The sequence below is a fragment of the Fusobacterium massiliense genome (assembly GCF_900095705.1).
GTDB lineage: Bacteria > Fusobacteriota > Fusobacteriia > Fusobacteriales > Fusobacteriaceae > Fusobacterium > Fusobacterium massiliense.
The window spans coordinates 778,835-795,591 of sequence record NZ_LT608327.1 but is presented as its reverse complement, the minus strand read 5'-3'; the positions used below and the strand labels follow the sequence as shown (position 1 = coordinate 795,591).

18 protein-coding genes are annotated in these 16,757 nt (G+C 27.3%); 7 read left to right on the top strand and 11 right to left on the bottom strand.

What is annotated here, in order from left to right:
• Window positions 1-2: 2 nt before the first annotated feature.
• From galU to BQ2505_RS08750, 6 genes are all read left to right on the top strand, one after another.
• Window positions 3-890: a UTP--glucose-1-phosphate uridylyltransferase GalU gene (gene galU, locus BQ2505_RS08085; RefSeq protein WP_074017251.1), complete on the top strand. Its 888-nt coding sequence runs from the start codon at window positions 3-5 to the stop codon at window positions 888-890.
• A gap of 277 nt (window positions 891-1,167) precedes the next feature.
• A complete protein-coding gene (locus BQ2505_RS08080) occupies window positions 1,168-2,598 on the top strand; it encodes an NAD(P)/FAD-dependent oxidoreductase (RefSeq protein WP_074017250.1) in 1,431 nt (476 codons plus the stop codon).
• A 10-nt stretch (window positions 2,599-2,608) separates the two neighbouring features.
• Window positions 2,609-3,874, top strand: a complete 1,266-nt coding sequence (locus BQ2505_RS08075; protein ID WP_143403582.1) for an NAD(P)/FAD-dependent oxidoreductase — start codon at window positions 2,609-2,611, stop codon at window positions 3,872-3,874.
• On the top strand, window positions 3,874-4,218 hold the full coding sequence (locus tag BQ2505_RS08070) for a DUF1667 domain-containing protein (protein WP_074017249.1): 345 nt from the start codon (window positions 3,874-3,876) through the stop codon (window positions 4,216-4,218). Before BQ2505_RS08075 ends, BQ2505_RS08070 begins: the two co-directional genes overlap by 1 nt.
• Before the next feature lie 263 nt (window positions 4,219-4,481).
• Entirely contained in the window at window positions 4,482-4,709 is a 228-nt protein-coding gene (locus tag BQ2505_RS08065) for a hypothetical protein (protein ID WP_074017248.1), read from the top strand.
• A gap of 4 nt (window positions 4,710-4,713) precedes the next feature.
• Window positions 4,714-4,878, top strand: a complete 165-nt coding sequence (locus BQ2505_RS08750; RefSeq protein WP_154662211.1) for a hypothetical protein — start codon at window positions 4,714-4,716, stop codon at window positions 4,876-4,878.
• A gap of 209 nt (window positions 4,879-5,087) precedes the next feature.
• Here the strand turns inward: BQ2505_RS08750 and BQ2505_RS08060 are convergent, their stop codons facing one another.
• From BQ2505_RS08060 to BQ2505_RS08030, 7 genes are all read right to left on the bottom strand, one after another.
• Window positions 5,088-5,756, bottom strand: a complete 669-nt coding sequence (locus BQ2505_RS08060; RefSeq protein WP_074017247.1) for a hypothetical protein — start codon at window positions 5,754-5,756, stop codon at window positions 5,088-5,090.
• A 160-nt stretch (window positions 5,757-5,916) separates the two neighbouring features.
• Window positions 5,917-7,203 (bottom strand): ISL3 family transposase, encoded by a 1,287-nt coding sequence (locus BQ2505_RS08055; protein ID WP_083232337.1) that lies wholly within the window; start codon window positions 7,201-7,203, stop codon window positions 5,917-5,919.
• Between the two features lie 312 nt (window positions 7,204-7,515).
• Window positions 7,516-8,037: a hypothetical protein gene (locus tag BQ2505_RS08050; protein WP_074017245.1), complete on the bottom strand. Its 522-nt coding sequence runs from the start codon at window positions 8,035-8,037 to the stop codon at window positions 7,516-7,518.
• Window positions 8,038-8,373: 336 nt separating this feature from the next.
• The gene (locus BQ2505_RS08045) at window positions 8,374-8,835 is read right to left on the bottom strand and encodes a hypothetical protein (protein ID WP_074017244.1); all 462 of its coding nucleotides are present in this window, start codon (window positions 8,833-8,835) and stop codon (window positions 8,374-8,376) included.
• Between the two features lie 38 nt (window positions 8,836-8,873).
• Window positions 8,874-9,203: a POTRA domain-containing protein gene (locus BQ2505_RS08610; RefSeq protein ID WP_083232336.1), complete on the bottom strand. Its 330-nt coding sequence runs from the start codon at window positions 9,201-9,203 to the stop codon at window positions 8,874-8,876.
• 301 nt (window positions 9,204-9,504) lie between these two features.
• The gene (locus BQ2505_RS08035) at window positions 9,505-10,434 is read right to left on the bottom strand and encodes a transketolase family protein (RefSeq protein WP_074017243.1); all 930 of its coding nucleotides are present in this window, start codon (window positions 10,432-10,434) and stop codon (window positions 9,505-9,507) included.
• A 23-nt stretch (window positions 10,435-10,457) separates the two neighbouring features.
• Complete coding sequence (locus tag BQ2505_RS08030; RefSeq protein WP_074017242.1) at window positions 10,458-11,270, bottom strand: transketolase; 813 nt, start codon at window positions 11,268-11,270, stop codon at window positions 10,458-10,460.
• Between the two features lie 322 nt (window positions 11,271-11,592).
• Here BQ2505_RS08030 and BQ2505_RS08025 point away from each other — a divergent pair, with 322 nt between their 5' ends.
• Window positions 11,593-12,516 carry a tRNA dihydrouridine synthase gene (locus BQ2505_RS08025; RefSeq protein ID WP_074017241.1) on the top strand — a complete coding sequence of 308 codons (924 nt, stop codon included), beginning with the start codon at window positions 11,593-11,595 and terminating at the stop codon, window positions 12,514-12,516.
• 184 nt (window positions 12,517-12,700) lie between these two features.
• Here BQ2505_RS08025 and BQ2505_RS08020 read toward each other — a convergent pair whose 3' ends face one another.
• From BQ2505_RS08020 to BQ2505_RS08005, 4 genes are all read right to left on the bottom strand, one after another.
• Complete coding sequence (locus tag BQ2505_RS08020) at window positions 12,701-13,105, bottom strand: hypothetical protein (RefSeq protein WP_074017240.1); 405 nt, start codon at window positions 13,103-13,105, stop codon at window positions 12,701-12,703.
• Between the two features lie 259 nt (window positions 13,106-13,364).
• Complete coding sequence (rph, locus tag BQ2505_RS08015; protein WP_074017239.1) at window positions 13,365-14,669, bottom strand: ribonuclease PH; 1,305 nt, start codon at window positions 14,667-14,669, stop codon at window positions 13,365-13,367.
• Window positions 14,670-14,925: 256 nt separating this feature from the next.
• Complete coding sequence (locus BQ2505_RS08010; RefSeq protein ID WP_074017238.1) at window positions 14,926-15,486, bottom strand: glycerol-3-phosphate responsive antiterminator; 561 nt, start codon at window positions 15,484-15,486, stop codon at window positions 14,926-14,928.
• Window positions 15,486-16,733 carry a pyridoxal phosphate-dependent aminotransferase gene (locus BQ2505_RS08005; RefSeq protein ID WP_074017237.1) on the bottom strand — a complete coding sequence of 416 codons (1,248 nt, stop codon included), beginning with the start codon at window positions 16,731-16,733 and terminating at the stop codon, window positions 15,486-15,488. The genes BQ2505_RS08010 and BQ2505_RS08005 overlap by 1 nt, the downstream gene beginning before the upstream one ends.
• Between the last annotated feature and the right edge of the window lie 24 nt (window positions 16,734-16,757).

Here is a 16,757-nt window from a genome sequence, read left to right as displayed (position 1 = left end):
TTATGAAAAAAGTTACTAAGGCTGTTATTCCCGCTGCTGGACTTGGAACGAGAGTTCTTCCAGCAACAAAAGCACTACCCAAAGAAATGTTAACAATAGTTGATAAACCGTCTTTACAATATATAGTTGAAGAATTAGTTGAATCTGGAATTACAGATATAGTTATTGTAACAGGTAGAAATAAAAATTCTATTGAAGACCATTTTGATTTTTCTTATGAATTAGAAAACACTTTAAAAAATGATGGTAAAATAGAATTGTTAAATAAGGTTTCTCATATTTCAAATATGGCAAATATTTGTTATGTAAGACAAAATTTACCTTTAGGACTTGGACATGCCATTTTAAAGGCAAAATCATTTGTTGGTGATGAACCTTTTGTCATTGCATTAGGAGATGACATAATTTATAATCCTGAAAAACCTGTAACAAAACAAATGATAGAAAAATATGATGCTTATGGGAAAAGCTTAATAGGTTGTCAAGAAGTTGATATTAAAGATGTTTCTAAATATGGTATAGCAAAATTAGATGGAGTTTTAGATGATGTAACTTTTAAAATGTCAGATTTCTTAGAAAAACCGTCAGAAAAAGATGCTCCATCTAGAATGGCTTGTTTAGGAAGATATTTATTGTCAGGAAAGATTTTTAAATATTTAGAAAACACAAAACCAGGTAAAAATGGAGAAATTCAATTAACAGATGCAATACTTGCTATGATGAAAGATGAAGAAGAGGTACTGGCTTATAATTTCTCTGGAAAGAGATATGATATTGGAAGTAAATCAGGGCTTTTAAAAGCTAATATTGAATTTGGTCTTAGAAATGAAGAAACTAAAGAAGAAATAAAAAAATATTTAAAAGAATTAGTAGTAGAAAACATAAATTAGTCTCTGACGTCCATATTAGTTCGAAGAGCCTGTGTTCATTGAGCTCGTAGAACTCATACGGCTGTCAAGAGACTGTATTTATTACACAAATAGAACGATATTTCAAATAATATTACACTTGACAGTTATTTGATAAATATATATAATGTTAATATAATAGAATATTAGACTAGTGAAGAGTGAGTCATGAAAAATAGCAGAAGAGATTCTGTGGTTTTTTCGTGACTTTTTTATTTAGAAACACTAATTTTAAGGGGAATATAAAAGGAGGAACGATATGTTTGATGTAGTTGTTATTGGTGCTGGAATAATGGGAGCAGCAGTTTCAAGAGAATTATCAAAATACGAATTGAATATTTTGTTGTTAGATAAAGAGAACGATGTTTCTTGTGGAACAACAAAAGCAAATTCAGCTATAGTACATGCTGGATATGATGCAAAAGAGGGTTCTCTTATGGCAAAGTACAATGTTGAAGGAAATGCAATGTATGAAGCTTTATGTAAGGAAGTTGACGCTCCATTTAGAAGAGTTGGTTCTTATGTATTAGCATTTTCTGAAAAAGAAAAAGAACATTTAGAAATGCTTTATAAAAGAGGAATTGCTAACGGAGTTCCAGAAATGGAAATTATAGATGCAGCAGAAATTCAAAGAAGAGAACCACATGTAAGTAAAGAAGCAGTTGCAGCACTATATGCAGGTACTGCTGGAATAACAGGTCCATGGGAATTTGCTATAAAACTTGTAGAAAATGCTATGGAAAATGGAGTAGAATTAAAACTTAATGCAGAAGTTGAAAATATAAAAAAAATTGATGATAGTTTTGAAATAAAATTAAAAAGTGGAGAAATAATAAAAACTAAAAAGGTTATAAATGCTGCTGGAGTTTATGCAGATTTTATAAATAATATGTTATCTAATAAAAAATTCAAAATTACACCAAGAATAGGAGAATATTATTTACTTGATAAAGTTCAAGGATATTTAACAGATAGTGTAATTTTCCAATGTCCAACTGAAATGGGGAAAGGAATTTTAGTAGCTAAGACAGCTCATGGAAATATAATAGCTGGTCCAACAGCTTCAGATGTTGAAGATAAAGACGATGTTGGAGATACTTTAGAAGGTTTTGAAACAATTAGAAAGTTTGCTGTAAAAAGTATAAAAGATGTTAATTTTAGAGATAATATAAGAAATTTTGCTGGTCTTAGAGCCGAAGCAGACACAGGAGATTTTATTTTAGGAGAAGCTGAAGATGTGAAAGGTTTCTTTAATATGGCAGGAACTAAATCTCCAGGACTTACATCTGCACCAGCTATGGCTGTTGATTTAGCAAAAATGGTTGTGGATAGTTTTGGAAATGTTAAGAAAAAAGAAAACTTTATTAAAAATAGAAAAATGATACATTTTATAACTTTATCTCCAGAAGAAAAAGCTAAAGTTATAGAAAAAGATCCTAGATATGGAAGAATAATTTGTAGATGTGAAAATATAACAGAGGGAGAAATTGTAGATGCTATCCATAGAAAATGTGGAGGTAGAACATTAAACGGAATTAAAAGAAGAGTCAGACCAGGTGCTGGAAGATGTCAAGGAGGTTTCTGTGGACCTCGTGTACAAGAAATATTAGCAAGAGAATTAGGAAAAGACTTGGAAGATATAGTTATGGAACAAAAAGACTCATACATTTTGACAGGAAAGACTAAATAGGGGGAACGATATGAATATGAAATATGATTTAGTTGTTGTTGGAGGAGGCCCTGCAGGTCTTGCTGCTGCAATAGAAGCAAAAAAGAATGGAGTAGATAGTATACTTGTTATAGAAAGAGCTAAGGAATTAGGTGGAATTTTACAACAATGTATTCACAATGGTTTTGGTCTACATGAATTTAAAGAAGAATTAACAGGTCCTGAATATGCTCAAAGATTTATGGATCAATTATTTGAATTAAATATTGAATATAAATTAGATACAATGGTTTTGGAAGTATCTGAAAATAAAATAGTTCAAGCTATAAACTCTGTTGATGGATATATGATAATTGAAGCAAAATCTGTTGTTTTAACTATGGGTTGTAGAGAGAGAACAAGAGGAGCAATAGCTATTCCTGGTGACAGACCTGCTGGAGTATTTACAGCTGGAGCAGCTCAAAGATATATCAATATGGAAGGATATATGGTTGGGAAGAGAGTAGTTATTTTAGGTTCTGGAGATATTGGACTTATAATGGCAAGAAGACTTACACTTGAAGGTGCAAAAGTTTTAGCTGTTGCAGAACTTATGCCTTTCTCTGGAGGACTAATGAGAAATATAGTTCAATGTTTGGAAGACTATAATATTCCTTTATACTTAAGTCATACTGTTGTAGATATAATAGGGAAAGATAGGGTTGAAAAAGTTATAATAGCTAAAGTTGATGAAAATAAAAAACCTATACCTGGAACAGAAATTGAATATGAATGTGATACTTTACTTTTATCTGTTGGACTTATTCCAGAAAACGATATATCAAGAGCAACAGGAATTAAAATAGATCCTAGAACAAATGGACCAATAGTAAATGAACTTATGGAAACAAGTATTGAAGGAATATTTGCATCTGGAAATGTTGTTCATGTTCATGACCTTGTAGACTTTGTTAGTATCGAATCAAGAAAAGCTGGAAAAGCTGCTGCAAGATATATAAAAGGTGAAGTTACAGATGGTAAGTATATAGAAGTACAAACAGGAAATGGCATAGGTTATACTGTTCCACAAAAGTTTAGAATGGAAAATATAGAAAAAAATCTTGAACTTTCTATGAGAGTTAGACAAATATATAAAGATGTAAAAATAGTTGTGAAGTCAAATGACTTTGTAATTCATTCAGTTAAAAAAGCTCATATGGCTCCTGGAGAAATGGAAAAAATTACTTTATCTAAAACTATTTTAAGAAAAATTGATTCTGATAAAATCGTTGTAGAAGTTGTAGAGGGGGATAAATAATGGAAAAGGAAATGATATGTATAGTTTGTCCTGTTGGTTGTCATATAAAAGTTAACACAGAAACTTACGAAGTAAAAGGAAATTCTTGTCCTAGAGGGGCAGTTTATGGAAAAGAAGAATTAACAGCTCCTAAAAGAGTTGTAACTTCAACTGTAAAAATAAAAAATGCTTTAGACCATAGATGTCCAATAAAGACTAATAAGGCTATACCAAAAGAAATGAATTTTAAACTTATGGAAGAGTTAAAAAATGTTGAACTTGTAGCTCCAGTAAAAAGAGGAGATATTGTAATTAAAGATGTCTTTGGAACAGGGGCAGATGTTGTTGTAACAAAAGATATGTAGATTAATTTTAACTTTATAAATAAAGTCTCTTGATAGCCGTATGACTCTTCCGAGCTTACCGAAATGCTCTCCAGAGTAATACGGACGTCGGAGACTAATTTTTATATTAAATTTATACTTTATTTATAAATAAAAAAATAATTCATAGAAAATCTGTTGTAAAGTAAAATACAGCAGATTTTTCTGTAAAAAGAATTGAAAATATAATTTTTTTCAAATATAATAGTCTTAAATAATATTTAATGCAAAGGAGTTGCTTTAAAATGATAAGAGATATGAAAGGTCAAGTAGCAAAAGCTATTGCTGAAATTGAAATGAGATACACAAAAGGAATTGAATTTGCTTTAGAAGATTTATTAGCAGTTCAAGCCTGTATGGGAGAATATTTATACAGAGATTTTTATAATTCTGTAAAAAGAGAAGTAGAAACAAAAAGAATAGCAAGTTTTTACACAAACAGAAATGGTGTAAGATTATATAAAAAGATGTGATATTATGGATGATATTTTATTTGGTTTAGTGATGTTAGTAATATGGGGGGTAATAGCAGGGGTTATTATCTATTACTTAGGAAAAGTTACTTGTGGTTGTTTAAGTGTAATTTTAATGATATTTCTATGTACATGGTTATTTAAAAAGTGTTCATTATTTTTTGCTTAGGAGAATTTAGTATAATGTATGAAGGTAGATTTGGAGCATAAAAAGAAAAAGGTACCCAAAAATGAATACCTTAATCTTGACAGATAAAAAATATTATATTAATATGTTAAAACTTAATTAAGTAATTCTAATCATAGAAGAATAAAATTTACAGAAAAAAGTTCACAGTCTCGAAAAAAAGTTCACAGTCTCCTCAAAAATTAAACTATTTATTTTTTTATAATTTTTAAATTACCATAATTTTTCTCAAGATTATTATATATCTTTTTTAAAGTACTTGGATCCTTTGGATAATCTTCTGCCCAACCTCTATAATACACATCATAATTATTCCCATTTATGTCATTTACAAATCTTCTAAAAATAGTTTTTTTAAATAATATTGGTGGTATTTTAGTTCTTGGTCTTATTATTTTTCCATCTGTATCAATAATTTCTATTTCTCCTATATCTAATATATATTCATTATACTCTGTATTTGTTATTTCTATTGGTAAATCATAGAAATAATTATTATCAGAATATTCTCTTATTTTTTCTTTAGGCATTATGTATTCTTTTCCATTTACTGTCATTTTAAAGTCATTATAAAATTTTATTTCATAATTTTCATCACCTCCTTTAAGGGCGTATATTCGCTCATCATTTATAAATCGAATTCCATATTTATTATTTATTATATTATCCATTTTATCTATATCTTCTTTAGGTATTCCCATTCTATTTATCTTACCATCCTCTATTATTGCATAAGCATCTATATAGGTTCCAGTTAAAAAATGTGGTTTAAATAATCCCCAAAAATTATTACTAGAACAAGCACTAGTAGTCATAATTAAAATAATCGAAATTATAAATTTAAAACTATTTTTTATCATTTTTATCAGCTCCTCTATTGATAAATTTCGGCTATTTGTCAAATAGTGTTGATGAAAAAGTTTAGACTATGACTTAGCATAATTAAGAGAATTTTTGAGAATAAAAACTTGAAAATTCTCTTTTTTTATTATTATTAAAATTCATTATTGCATAAAAAAATTAAGCATTAATTGAAACAATTCCTTCTTGAATTAATATACGCTTTTTGAAATTGTTAAATTTTGAATATCCAAATGCAGTTCTTTTTATTGATTTAATTTTATTATTTAAACCTTCTATTACTCCATTAGTAATATTAGTTTCAAACATATTTTTAATATATTCCATATATTTTTTAAGAGTTTTTAAAGCAACTCTCATTTTCTCAGAAATTTTTTCTTTACTTCCAAGATATTTTTCTACTATTCCTTCAAATCTTTTAAAATTATTATGTTTAATTGCTTGGATAATATCTTGATATATATTAAAATTAATTTCTAATTCAGGTATTTTATCAAGAATATAATCTACTTTATCTTTACTACTTAATTTGTACTTAAAACTTTGACAGTAGTATTTTATTTCGCAAAGGTCAGGATAATATTTTAATAATAACTTCCAAAATCTCTTTAATTTTCTTTTTAAAGAAGGATCTTGAATAGAGTTCATAATATATATTCTAGTTTGATTAAATGCTCTGTTAATAAGGTTAACAATATGAAATTTATCTAGAACTATTTCTCCATTAGGAAAGATAGATTTAACTAAGCTAATATATGGAGCATACATATCCATACAAATATATTTCACATTATTTTTAGCTTTTAAAGAAAATCTTGAAAAATATTCTGTAAGAGAACGAAGTCTTCTATCTTCCACTATATCGATAATGCTCTTACTTTGAAAGTCAGCAAAAACAAAAGACATAGCGCCATCAATATTTTTAACAGATTTAAATTCATCAATACAAATAGTTCCTGGTAAATGTTCTCTATTAACCTTAAAATTAGAATAGCAGATATCCATAATTCTTTGTACAGAAGAGACAGAAATACTATATCTCTTAGCAATAGATGTAAGAGAAATATTTTTTTGAAGTTCAAGCGCGATAGTATATTTAAGATTATTAGATATACTAGAATTGTTACTAACAATATTAGTGGAAGGTGAAAAAGTTTTTTTACAATCCTTACAAATATACCTTTGTACAGTAAGCTCAAGTTCAATATTGTAATTCTGGTAAGGAATATATTTAACTTTACGAATTCTCGAACCATTTTTAACAATATTTTTAGAGTTACAATGTGGACAAGCGCAGTGATTAGATTTAAGAAATCCTTTAAAAACTTTAATAAAGAAATCGTTTTTTTTAACAATTTGAAAATAGTTTTCTTCTGGAAAAGAAATATTATTATCTTGAATATTTAAGATATTTTTGATAAAATCAGATAGAGACAATGAAATCACTTCCTTTATGGTTATTTTGAGCGATTTAATTTTAACAGGAAAATTTCATTGTCTCAATTTTTTTTTATTAAAAAATGGCATTAATAGAAATTCTTTTCTATCAACACCATTTAGTATACAACCTAAATTTCCAACTGAAACATTGAAACTATTATGTCTTGATTTCTCTTTATCTTATAAACTTTCAAGATGTAAATTTGCTACATTTATATTTACATCATTACCTGTGATATTTTCAGATTTTTTAGAAAAATTTCTCCTTTAAGTTTAATTTCTTAGACTACCTATAAAAAATTAATTATTAATTATTACTTATTCCTTTAGATTCTTGTATTCTTTATATTCTTCTATTGTTCCATTAAATAATATTTTTGCTCGCGCTCCTGCATTTATTGTATCCAAAATTACACTATATTTTTCTACATAGACATTTTTTTTAAATGAAAGTGGAGGTATATCTATTATTGTTCCATCATCTAATTGGACTTTTCCTATATAAGCTTTAAAATCATCTGTTATTACTACTCCTTGCTTATATGTATGTATATATCCACTATTTGAGTTAGTTTTTACTATATATTCCTTATTTTTGTTATCAACTATTTTTATTGTTGAAGATAATATCTTAACCTTATGAGGAGTATTAACACTACTTCTAACATCTGATACCCCTATATATTTAATTGGGGAATTTTCATCTTCATGATTTATCAATTCTGCTGATATAGAAAGTTTATCAATTCCATAACTACTAATTGGATAATAACTATACACATGTAATATACATGATGTAAAAACTAATAAAGACACTAAGCTTATAAATATTTTTTTCATTATTTACCTCCATACCTTCTTTCTTGGACTCTTTTATCTTCCCATCTTTCTATTATACTTCTCATATCTTTTCCATCCATTTCGCCTATTTTATATTCATAATTTGGTACTGCTATCTTTTCTTCTTTGCCCTTTATTCTTGCTTTTATTGTTTTTCTTTTATATATACCTGATTGTCTATTTAAATTGTAGTTATCCTCATTATATCCGATATTATCATGTTTATGTCTGTTTGGATCTTATTTGTTAGTCCCATTTTTATATCTGGTTCTTTATAGACTTTTGCTCTTAGTACATCATTTAATAACTTATCATTACTGATACTTGTTTAATTTTTTAAAAATAAAATTCTAATGACATATTTTTATATAACTCAAAATTTTCATTAATCGCATCAATGAAAAGTTCTTGATTAAACAGATAATATATTAACTCAATTGAAACAACTACAGCATTCACTAATAAAGTTTCATAATATATTAAAAAAAAGAAAAAAACTTCTTTAATATTTTTCTTATACTTTATTTTTAAAATTATTAATATAAATATTCCTAATATATACATGTATATTCTGTATATACCTGGAATTAAATAAGTTAACTTAGGTAATAATATTATTTCAATTTTTACTTCATTATAAAGTTTCTTACAAAATTTTATTTGGAGAAAATTTATAATACAAAATGAAAATATTATATAATAAACAAGGAAAAATTCTGAAATAGATAGATCTATAGTAGTTATTAAAGTTAAAAAATATTTTAAATTATACATAAAATTTTCACTAAAATTGTTCACGATATGCCTCCTCCTTTAAGATACTTATGATATAACTTTCAGTTAGTTTTCCTCCTTTTGAATTTGTATATATTTTGAAAAATAGGATCTTTTATATATTTTGAACCTATTTCACTTAGTTTTTCTAATTGACTTTGTGTTAAACCTCTAGAGTTATTTAAAATAGCCCCTCTTCCATATATAACTTTAGCTATTTTTCCTTCTAAAACAAAAATGGATATCTTACCAATTTCAAAATCAGACTTGCTTATATCAAGTCCAACTTTTGTAGTAATATATCCATTTTCAATATATTTATTTTCTATTTCATCTACTGCATAAGTAAATGAAAACACAGATAAAAATAATAAAATAAATTTCCTATACATAAGCTTCCTCTCTCATATATTTATTAAATACTATTTTTGTTCATTATATATTATTTTTCTTTAAAAATCAAATGTTGATTTAAATAAATAAAGTCTCCTGACAGCCGTATGACTCTTTCGAGCTCACCGAAATGTTCTCCAGAGTAATACGGATGTCGGAGACTAATTTCATATTAAATTTATACTTTTCTATAGAATAAAAAAATCTCTGACATTCATATTAATTTAAGAGCTTATTTATTGGCTCATAGAACTAATATATGGACATCAGAGACTTTATTTATAGAAAAAATATAAATTTTTATTTTAAATTTTCTTTAACCATAGAAATTAATTTAGCTGCAGTAAGTTCATATTTTTCAAGCATTTCAGCTCCCTTACCACTTTGTCCAAATTTATCATAAACTCCAAGTTTTTTTACAAGAGTTGGATGAGTTTCTGATAAAAATTCAGAAACAGCAGAACCTAAACCACCAATAACAGAATGTTCTTCAGCAGTTATTATAAATTTAGTTTCTTGAGCAGCTTTTAATACAGTTTCTCCATCTAATGGTTTTATAGTTCCCATATTTATAACTCTAATAGAAATATTTTCTTTTTCAAGTTCTTGAGCAGCTTTCATTGCTTCTTGAGTTAGAAGTCCTGTTGAGATAATAGTTACATCTTTACCATCTTTTAAAGTATTAGCTATACCAATTTGAAAATCATAGTTATCATCTAATATTGTTTCAACATCTAATCTTCCAAGTCTTAAATAAACCGGTCCATTATATTCAGCAGCAGCAAAAACCATTTTTTTAGTTTCTATAGCATCACAAGGAGATAGTACTATCATACCAGGGATAGATCTCATAAGAGAAATATCTTCTATTGATTGGTGAGAACCACCATCTTCTCCAACAGATATTCCTGAATGTGTTGGAGCTATTTTAACATTTAATTTTGGATAAGCAACAGTATTTCTTATTTGTTCAAATGCTCTTCCGGCAGCAAACATAGCAAATGTTGATGCAAATGGAATTCTTCCACAAGTTGCAAGTCCAGCAGCTGTACCTATTAAATCTGCTTCTGCAATTCCTATATTTATATGTCTTTTTGGAAATTCTTTTTTAAATAAATCTGTTTTTGTAGACTTACTTAAATCAGCATCCAAAACTACTATGTCATTATTTATTTTACCAAGTTCTACTAAGGCTTCTCCATAGGCTTGTCTTGTAGACTTTTTACTCATAATAATCCTCCTAAAATTTAAATTTAAACTAATTCAGCCAATGCTCTTGATAATTCATCTGCTGTTGGAGCAACTCCATGGAAACCACAAACATTTTCCATAAATGAAACTCCTTTACCTTTTATTGTTTTAGCAATAATTATAGTAGGTTTACCTTTACACTCTTTAGCTTTATCTAATGCAGATAAAATTTCTTCAAAGTTATGCCCATCTATTTCAATAACGTTCCAACCAAAAGCTTCCCATTTTTTATTTACAGGCTCAATACCCATAATTTCAGAAACGTTACCGTCAATTTGTAGATTGTTATGATCAAGGAAAGCACATAGATTATCTAGTTTATAGTGAGCCGCTGTCATTGCAGCTTCCCAAATTTGACCTTCTTGTATTTCTCCATCTCCTAATACGATGTAAGTTCTGTATTTTTCATCATAAATTTTTGCATTTAGAGCCATACCATTAGTAACAGATAACCCTTGCCCTAGTGAACCAGTAGAAATTTCAATACCTGGAAGTTTTTTCATATCAGGGTGACCTTGTAATCTACTTCCAAATTTTCTTAAAGTTAATAGTTCATCTTTAGAAAAATATCCTTTTTCAGCTAAAGTAGAATAGATTGCAGGAGCAGCATGTCCTTTTGATAAAACAAATCTATCTCTTCCCTCCATTTTTGGATTATTAGGATCTATATTCATTTCAGAAAAATATAAAGCAGTAAGTATATCAGTTGCAGATAAAGAACCACCTGGATGTCCTGATTTTGCTTCAGCTATCATAGAAACAATAGATCTTCTAATTTCTTTAGCTTTTTCTTTTAAAAAACTAATATCTTTCATTTTGTCTCCTCTCATTTTAAATCAATATTTTAGATTATTAAATAATTTCTACTTTTATTCTATCATAAATAATAAAATAAAGGCAAACTTAATTTTTTAAAATCCATAAATAATGTACATTAATTAAAAAAGTTTTTTTATTTTATAGGAAGGTATAAAATTAAATAATGAAAATTAGTCTCTTGACAGCCGTATGAGTTCTACGAGCTCAATGAACATAGGCTCTTCGAACTAATACGGACGTCAGAGACTTTAATTATTAGATTTTTTATAAAAAATATGATAAAATTAATCTTATTTATTATATAAGAACGGAGAAAATATGAAAAAAATATATATAGCTCCCATTGCTGGAGTAACAGATTATACTTTTAGAGGAATATTAGAAGAATTTAAACCAGATTTAATTTTTACAGAAATGGTCAGTGTAAATGCACTTTCTGTTTTGAATGATAAGACAATTTCAAAAATTTTAAGATTAAGAGAAGGAAATGCTGTTCAAATTTTTGGAGAAGATATTGAAAAAATAAAATCAAGTGCAAAATATATTGAAAATTTAGGAGTTAAACATATCAATTTAAATTGTGGTTGCCCCATGAAAAAAATAGTAAATTGTGGTTATGGAGCAGCTCTTGTAAAAGAACCAGAAAAAATAAGGACTATTTTATCAGAATTGAGATCATGTTTAAAAGACGACACAAAAATTTCTATAAAAATTAGAATAGGTTATAAAGAGCCAGAAAATTATATTAAAATTGGAAAGATTGCTGAAGAAATTGGTTGTGATCATATAACAGTCCATGGTAGAACTAGAGAACAACTATATTCTGGGAAAGCTGATTGGCAATATATAAAGGAAGTAAAAGATAATATTTCTATCCCAGTTATAGGAAATGGAGATATTTTTACTGGTGAAGATGCTCTTGAAAAAATATCTTATTCTAATGTTGATGGAGTTATGTTAGCTAGAGGAATATTTGGAAATCCTTGGCTTATTGAAGATATTAGAGAAATTTTAGAATATGGAGAAATAAAAACTCCAACTACAAAAGAAGATAAAATTAAAATGGCAATAGAACATTTGAAAAGAACTAGACTTGATAATGATGAAAAATTTGTTTTTGATGTTAGAAAACATATATCTTGGTATTTAAAAGGTCTAGAAAACTCAACAGAAGCAAAGAGAAAAATAAATCAGATTGATGATTATGATGAAATAATAAGATTACTGGAAGGATTATACTAGGATTAATAAATAAAGTCTCCTGACAGCCGTATGACTCTTCCGAGCTCACTGAAATGCTCTCCAGAGTAATATGGACATCAGAGACTAATTTTGCTATTTATTTTTATACTTTCCTATAGAATAAAAATACAACACCCCTCATACTTTTAGTTAGAGGGGTGTTGTATTAAAAAATTAAAAAATTTTATTTAGCTTTTTTTGGTAATCTAAAAGGTCCAAGGTTAAGTCCATATTGTAAAGCGGCTCTAACTTTAGTTTCTCTTACAGTAGCACCAGCTGTTTCAATTTCTTCTGTGTTGTAAAGAGTAGGTAAAACAGCTTGAATTTTTTTACCAGTTATTTCATCAAGAAGTTTTATATATCCACCATTTTTTGCTACATATTCTGGATCTTTTAACCAGTCATTTCCTTTGTAATGTAATGCTCTGTAAGTAGCTTTAGTAATTACATCGTCTTTTAGATCAAATTGAACTTCAACTTCAGTTTCTTGTTTAGAAATATAAAGTCCTCTATAAGTTCCATCAGCATATTGTGCAGCAGCAGCTGAAATAGAACTTAAAAGTAAGAATGATAGTAAATATTTTTTCATAATTAGACCTCCTAAGTATTATAATATCTAATATCATATACTAAATATAGTTAAAAGTCAATTATTTTTATTATCAAATAATATGTGATTTAGATTTTTTATTCTGTAGAAAAGTATAAAATTAAATAGAAAAATTAGTCTCTTGACAGCCGTATGAGTTCTACGAGCTCAATGAACATAGGCTCTTCGAACTAATACGGACGTCAGAGACTTTCTTTATACAGAAAAATATAAAGTTAAATAAATATCATTTATAAAATTATAAAATTTCTTTTAATTCTTTTTTTAGTTTTTCTAATGCTTTAGCTCTATGACTTATTTTGTTTTTAAGTTCAGGTAATTCTGCTAAAGTTTTTTGAAATTCTCCAACAAAGAAATGAGGGTCATATCCAAATCCAGTATTACCTTTAGGTTCATCTATAATTTTTCCAGCAATTTCTCCTCTAAAAGAGTAAACTTCTCCATTTGGTTTAGCTAGACTTATTACTGATACGAATTTAGCATTCCTATCATTTTTACCTTGTAAATTTTTGATTAATAAGTTATTATTATCTAAATCATTACCAGTACCACTATATCTTGCAGAATAAATACCAGGTTCACCATTTAAAGCATCAACACAAAGCCCTGAATCATCAGCAATAGCAATCATATTAAGATACTTAGCAATTTCTAAAGCCTTTTTTTGAGAATTTCCCTCAAAAGTATCTCTATCTTCTTCAACTTCTGGAATAGATATACCATCTTTAGTTGAAAGAATTTTTACATTTTTTATATCAGAAAAAATTTTAGTTATTTCATCTATTTTATGTTGATTTCCTGTGGCTAAAAATATTTTTAATTCATCATCATTAATAATATTATCTTGTAATTCTATAATTCTATTTATGCTACTTTCAGCTAAATCTAAAAGTCCATTTAATTCTTTTCTTGAAAAAGTAGCTTCTTCTCCAGTTCCTTGAATTTCAATAAACTCTCCTTTTTTATTCATAATAACATTCATATCAACTTCAGCTGCTGAATCTTCTGAATATTTTAAATCAACAATTAAATCTGAATTTAATTTTCCAACACTAATTGCAGCAACATTCGAGATTATTGGATTTTCTTCTAAAATACCTTCTTTTAATAGTTTTTTTATAGCAAGAGCTAGGGCAACATAACCACCACTTATTGATGAAGTTCTTGTTCCACCATCAGCTTGTATAACATCACAGTCAATAGTAATTAATCTCTCTCCTAATTTCTCTAAATCAATAGCAGATCTTAAAGCCCTACCAATAAGTCTTTGAATTTCAACGGTTCTACCACTTAGTTTTCCCTTACTTGCTTCTCTTTGATTTCTTTCACCTGTTGCTCTCGGTAACATAGAGTATTCAGCAGTTACCCAACCTTTACCTGTTCCTCTCAAGAATGGAGGAACTTTCTCACTAACACTTGCAGTACAGATAACTTTTGTATTTCCAACTTCAATTAAAACAGAACCTTCTGCATAAATATTAACATCTTTTGTTATTTTTATTTTTCTTTCTTCATTAAATTTTCTTCCATCTTCTCTTAGCATTTAGACCTCCAGTTATTTTTATTCATTTATAAGACTTTATAAAATTAATAAATTATTTACATTTTATTATTTTAACTTTATAATTATAACATTTTTTGAAATAAATTTCTAAATAAAAAAGAGGACTTTTAATCCTCAGTTTTATTCTATAAAAAAGTATAAAATTAAATATCTAAAATTACTCTCTGATATCCATATTATTTTGAAGAATCTGTGTTCATTAAGCTCGTAGAACTCATACGACTGTCAAGAGACTTTATATATCCCATAATTCAACTTCTGTTGTAGAAACAGATAGAGCTCCAGCATTGATTACATTAATAATATCTTCTTTTTCTTTGATAAGACCTCCAGTTATAATTGGAACATTAGTTTGAGAAGAGATTTTTTTAATAATTTTAGGCATTAAACCTGGCATAATCTCAGCAGCAACTATTTTATTTTCTTTTATATTTTGTAGAGCTTTTTCATAAGAAAGGCTATCTAAGATAAAAAACCTTTGAATAACATTTATGTTATTTTTATAGGCATGAGCCACAACATTTGATTTTGTAGTTAAAATTCCTTCAGGTTTTACAGAATTAACAATATAGTCAATCCCATTGTTAGTACTGTTTAGACCATCTATCATGTCTATGTGTATATAGACCTTTTTTCCTTTTAGTTTTAATTTTTCACAGTAATCTTTTATATTTATTATATTTGACATAATAATGAAAACTATTTCATTACTAGAGCATAAGGCCTTTTCAAGAGTTATACTATCTTTAACAGCAGGTATAACAGGGTTTCTTTCCAAAAGTTTTTTAATTCCCATTATTTCTTAAATTTATCAATAGAATCTTTTAATTTTTTTGCAAGACCATTTATTTTTACTTTTGGAACACTACATAAACCTATTCTTATACCTGTGTCAAATTTTATAACAAATATATTTTTTTCTTCTAAATCTTCTATTACCTTATCTACTATTTCACCCACAGGTAAAGTGATAAAAAATCCACTTTTATAAGGTAAATATTCTAGTCCAATTTCATTAGCTTCATTTAAGAAAATATTAGCTCTTTCATTTAATAGATTCATATATTCTTGTTTTTCTTTTAGAAATCTTTCTTTTAGTTCAGGAGTTTTCATTATAGTTGAGAATAACTTCATAGCACCTTTAGGAGCATTAGACCAAGTTGTTCTACAAGAAAATGAAGTAGCATCTTTAAATTCTTGGATAACTTCTGCATCAGTAGAGACAGCAATTTGAGCCCCCATTCTCATACCGTAGATAGATAAAGATTTAGATAAACTGAAAGCATAAATAACAAGGATATTTTTAGGTAAATCTAAAAGTAAAGCCTTAATTTTATTATTTTCTTCTTCTGATCTATCATCATATTCAAAATAAGCAACATCTCTTATTAAAATTATATTAGTATCTTTTATTGTTTTAAAGAAACTATATAAATTTTCCCATTCTTCATAAGTCATTCTAAATCCTGTTGGATTATGACTAGGCTCATTTATGATTACAACTACATTTGTTTGAGTTTTAGCAAGTTCTAAAATTTTAGTTTTAAAATTATCAAAATTAAAACCTCTCTTTTCATTAAAAAGTTCATAAGTTTCGAAATTTCCACCATTTTCAATAGCGATATTTTTATAAGTTCCCCACATCCAATTAGGCAATAAAACTTTATCTCCAGTATCCATGTAGTTTTTTATAGTGTTTGATATAGCACCAGTACCACCAAGAGTAGCAATAGAAGCTATATGCATACCTTTCATTTCTTCAGTATAATTTTCAGAAAATAAAGTTTTTATAACTTCTTCAAGATATTCATCTTCTCCTATAACATTTGTAGAATAAGCATATAAGTCTTCAGGAGCTAAATTTCTATAAACTTCTTCCACTACACTATAAACTGCTAATTTTTCATCTTCATTATACAGAGACCCTATTGTTGCATTTATAACATTTTCCTTACCAAACTTTGCAATGGCTTGTTTAGCTTTCCTACTTGTTGTAAAAATATTATCGATTAATTTCTTCCCTGTATACCTTTTTGCTAACATATTTCCTCCTAAATTTTTAAATAA

Bases quoted from the DNA above. Each gene is read 5' to 3' on its own strand.
- BQ2505_RS08060 (WP_074017247.1), bottom strand. From the start codon at position 5,756: ATGATAAAAAATAGTTTTAAATTTATAATTTCGATTATTTTAATTATG.
- BQ2505_RS08020 (WP_074017240.1), bottom strand. From the start codon at position 13,105: ATGAAAAAATATTTACTATCATTCTTACTTTTAAGTTCTATTTCAGCT.
- galU (WP_074017251.1), top strand. From the start codon at position 3: ATGAAAAAAGTTACTAAGGCTGTTATTCCCGCTGCTGGACTTGGAACG.
- BQ2505_RS08005 (WP_074017237.1), bottom strand. From the start codon at position 16,733: ATGTTAGCAAAAAGGTATACAGGGAAGAAATTAATCGATAATATTTTT.
- BQ2505_RS08050 (WP_074017245.1), bottom strand. From the start codon at position 8,037: ATGAAAAAAATATTTATAAGCTTAGTGTCTTTATTAGTTTTTACATCA.
- BQ2505_RS08025 (WP_074017241.1), top strand. From the start codon at position 11,593: ATGAAAAAAATATATATAGCTCCCATTGCTGGAGTAACAGATTATACT.
- BQ2505_RS08030 (WP_074017242.1), bottom strand. From the start codon at position 11,270: ATGAAAGATATTAGTTTTTTAAAAGAAAAAGCTAAAGAAATTAGAAGA.
- rph (WP_074017239.1), bottom strand. From the start codon at position 14,669: ATGCTAAGAGAAGATGGAAGAAAATTTAATGAAGAAAGAAAAATAAAA.
- BQ2505_RS08035 (WP_074017243.1), bottom strand. From the start codon at position 10,434: ATGAGTAAAAAGTCTACAAGACAAGCCTATGGAGAAGCCTTAGTAGAA.
- BQ2505_RS08010 (WP_074017238.1), bottom strand. From the start codon at position 15,486: ATGGGAATTAAAAAACTTTTGGAAAGAAACCCTGTTATACCTGCTGTT.
- BQ2505_RS08080 (WP_074017250.1), top strand. From the start codon at position 1,168: ATGTTTGATGTAGTTGTTATTGGTGCTGGAATAATGGGAGCAGCAGTT.
- BQ2505_RS08065 (WP_074017248.1), top strand. From the start codon at position 4,482: ATGATAAGAGATATGAAAGGTCAAGTAGCAAAAGCTATTGCTGAAATT.
- BQ2505_RS08750 (WP_154662211.1), top strand. From the start codon at position 4,714: ATGGATGATATTTTATTTGGTTTAGTGATGTTAGTAATATGGGGGGTA.
- BQ2505_RS08610 (WP_083232336.1), bottom strand. From the start codon at position 9,203: ATGTATAGGAAATTTATTTTATTATTTTTATCTGTGTTTTCATTTACT.
- BQ2505_RS08075 (WP_143403582.1), top strand. From the start codon at position 2,609: ATGAATATGAAATATGATTTAGTTGTTGTTGGAGGAGGCCCTGCAGGT.
- BQ2505_RS08070 (WP_074017249.1), top strand. From the start codon at position 3,874: ATGGAAAAGGAAATGATATGTATAGTTTGTCCTGTTGGTTGTCATATA.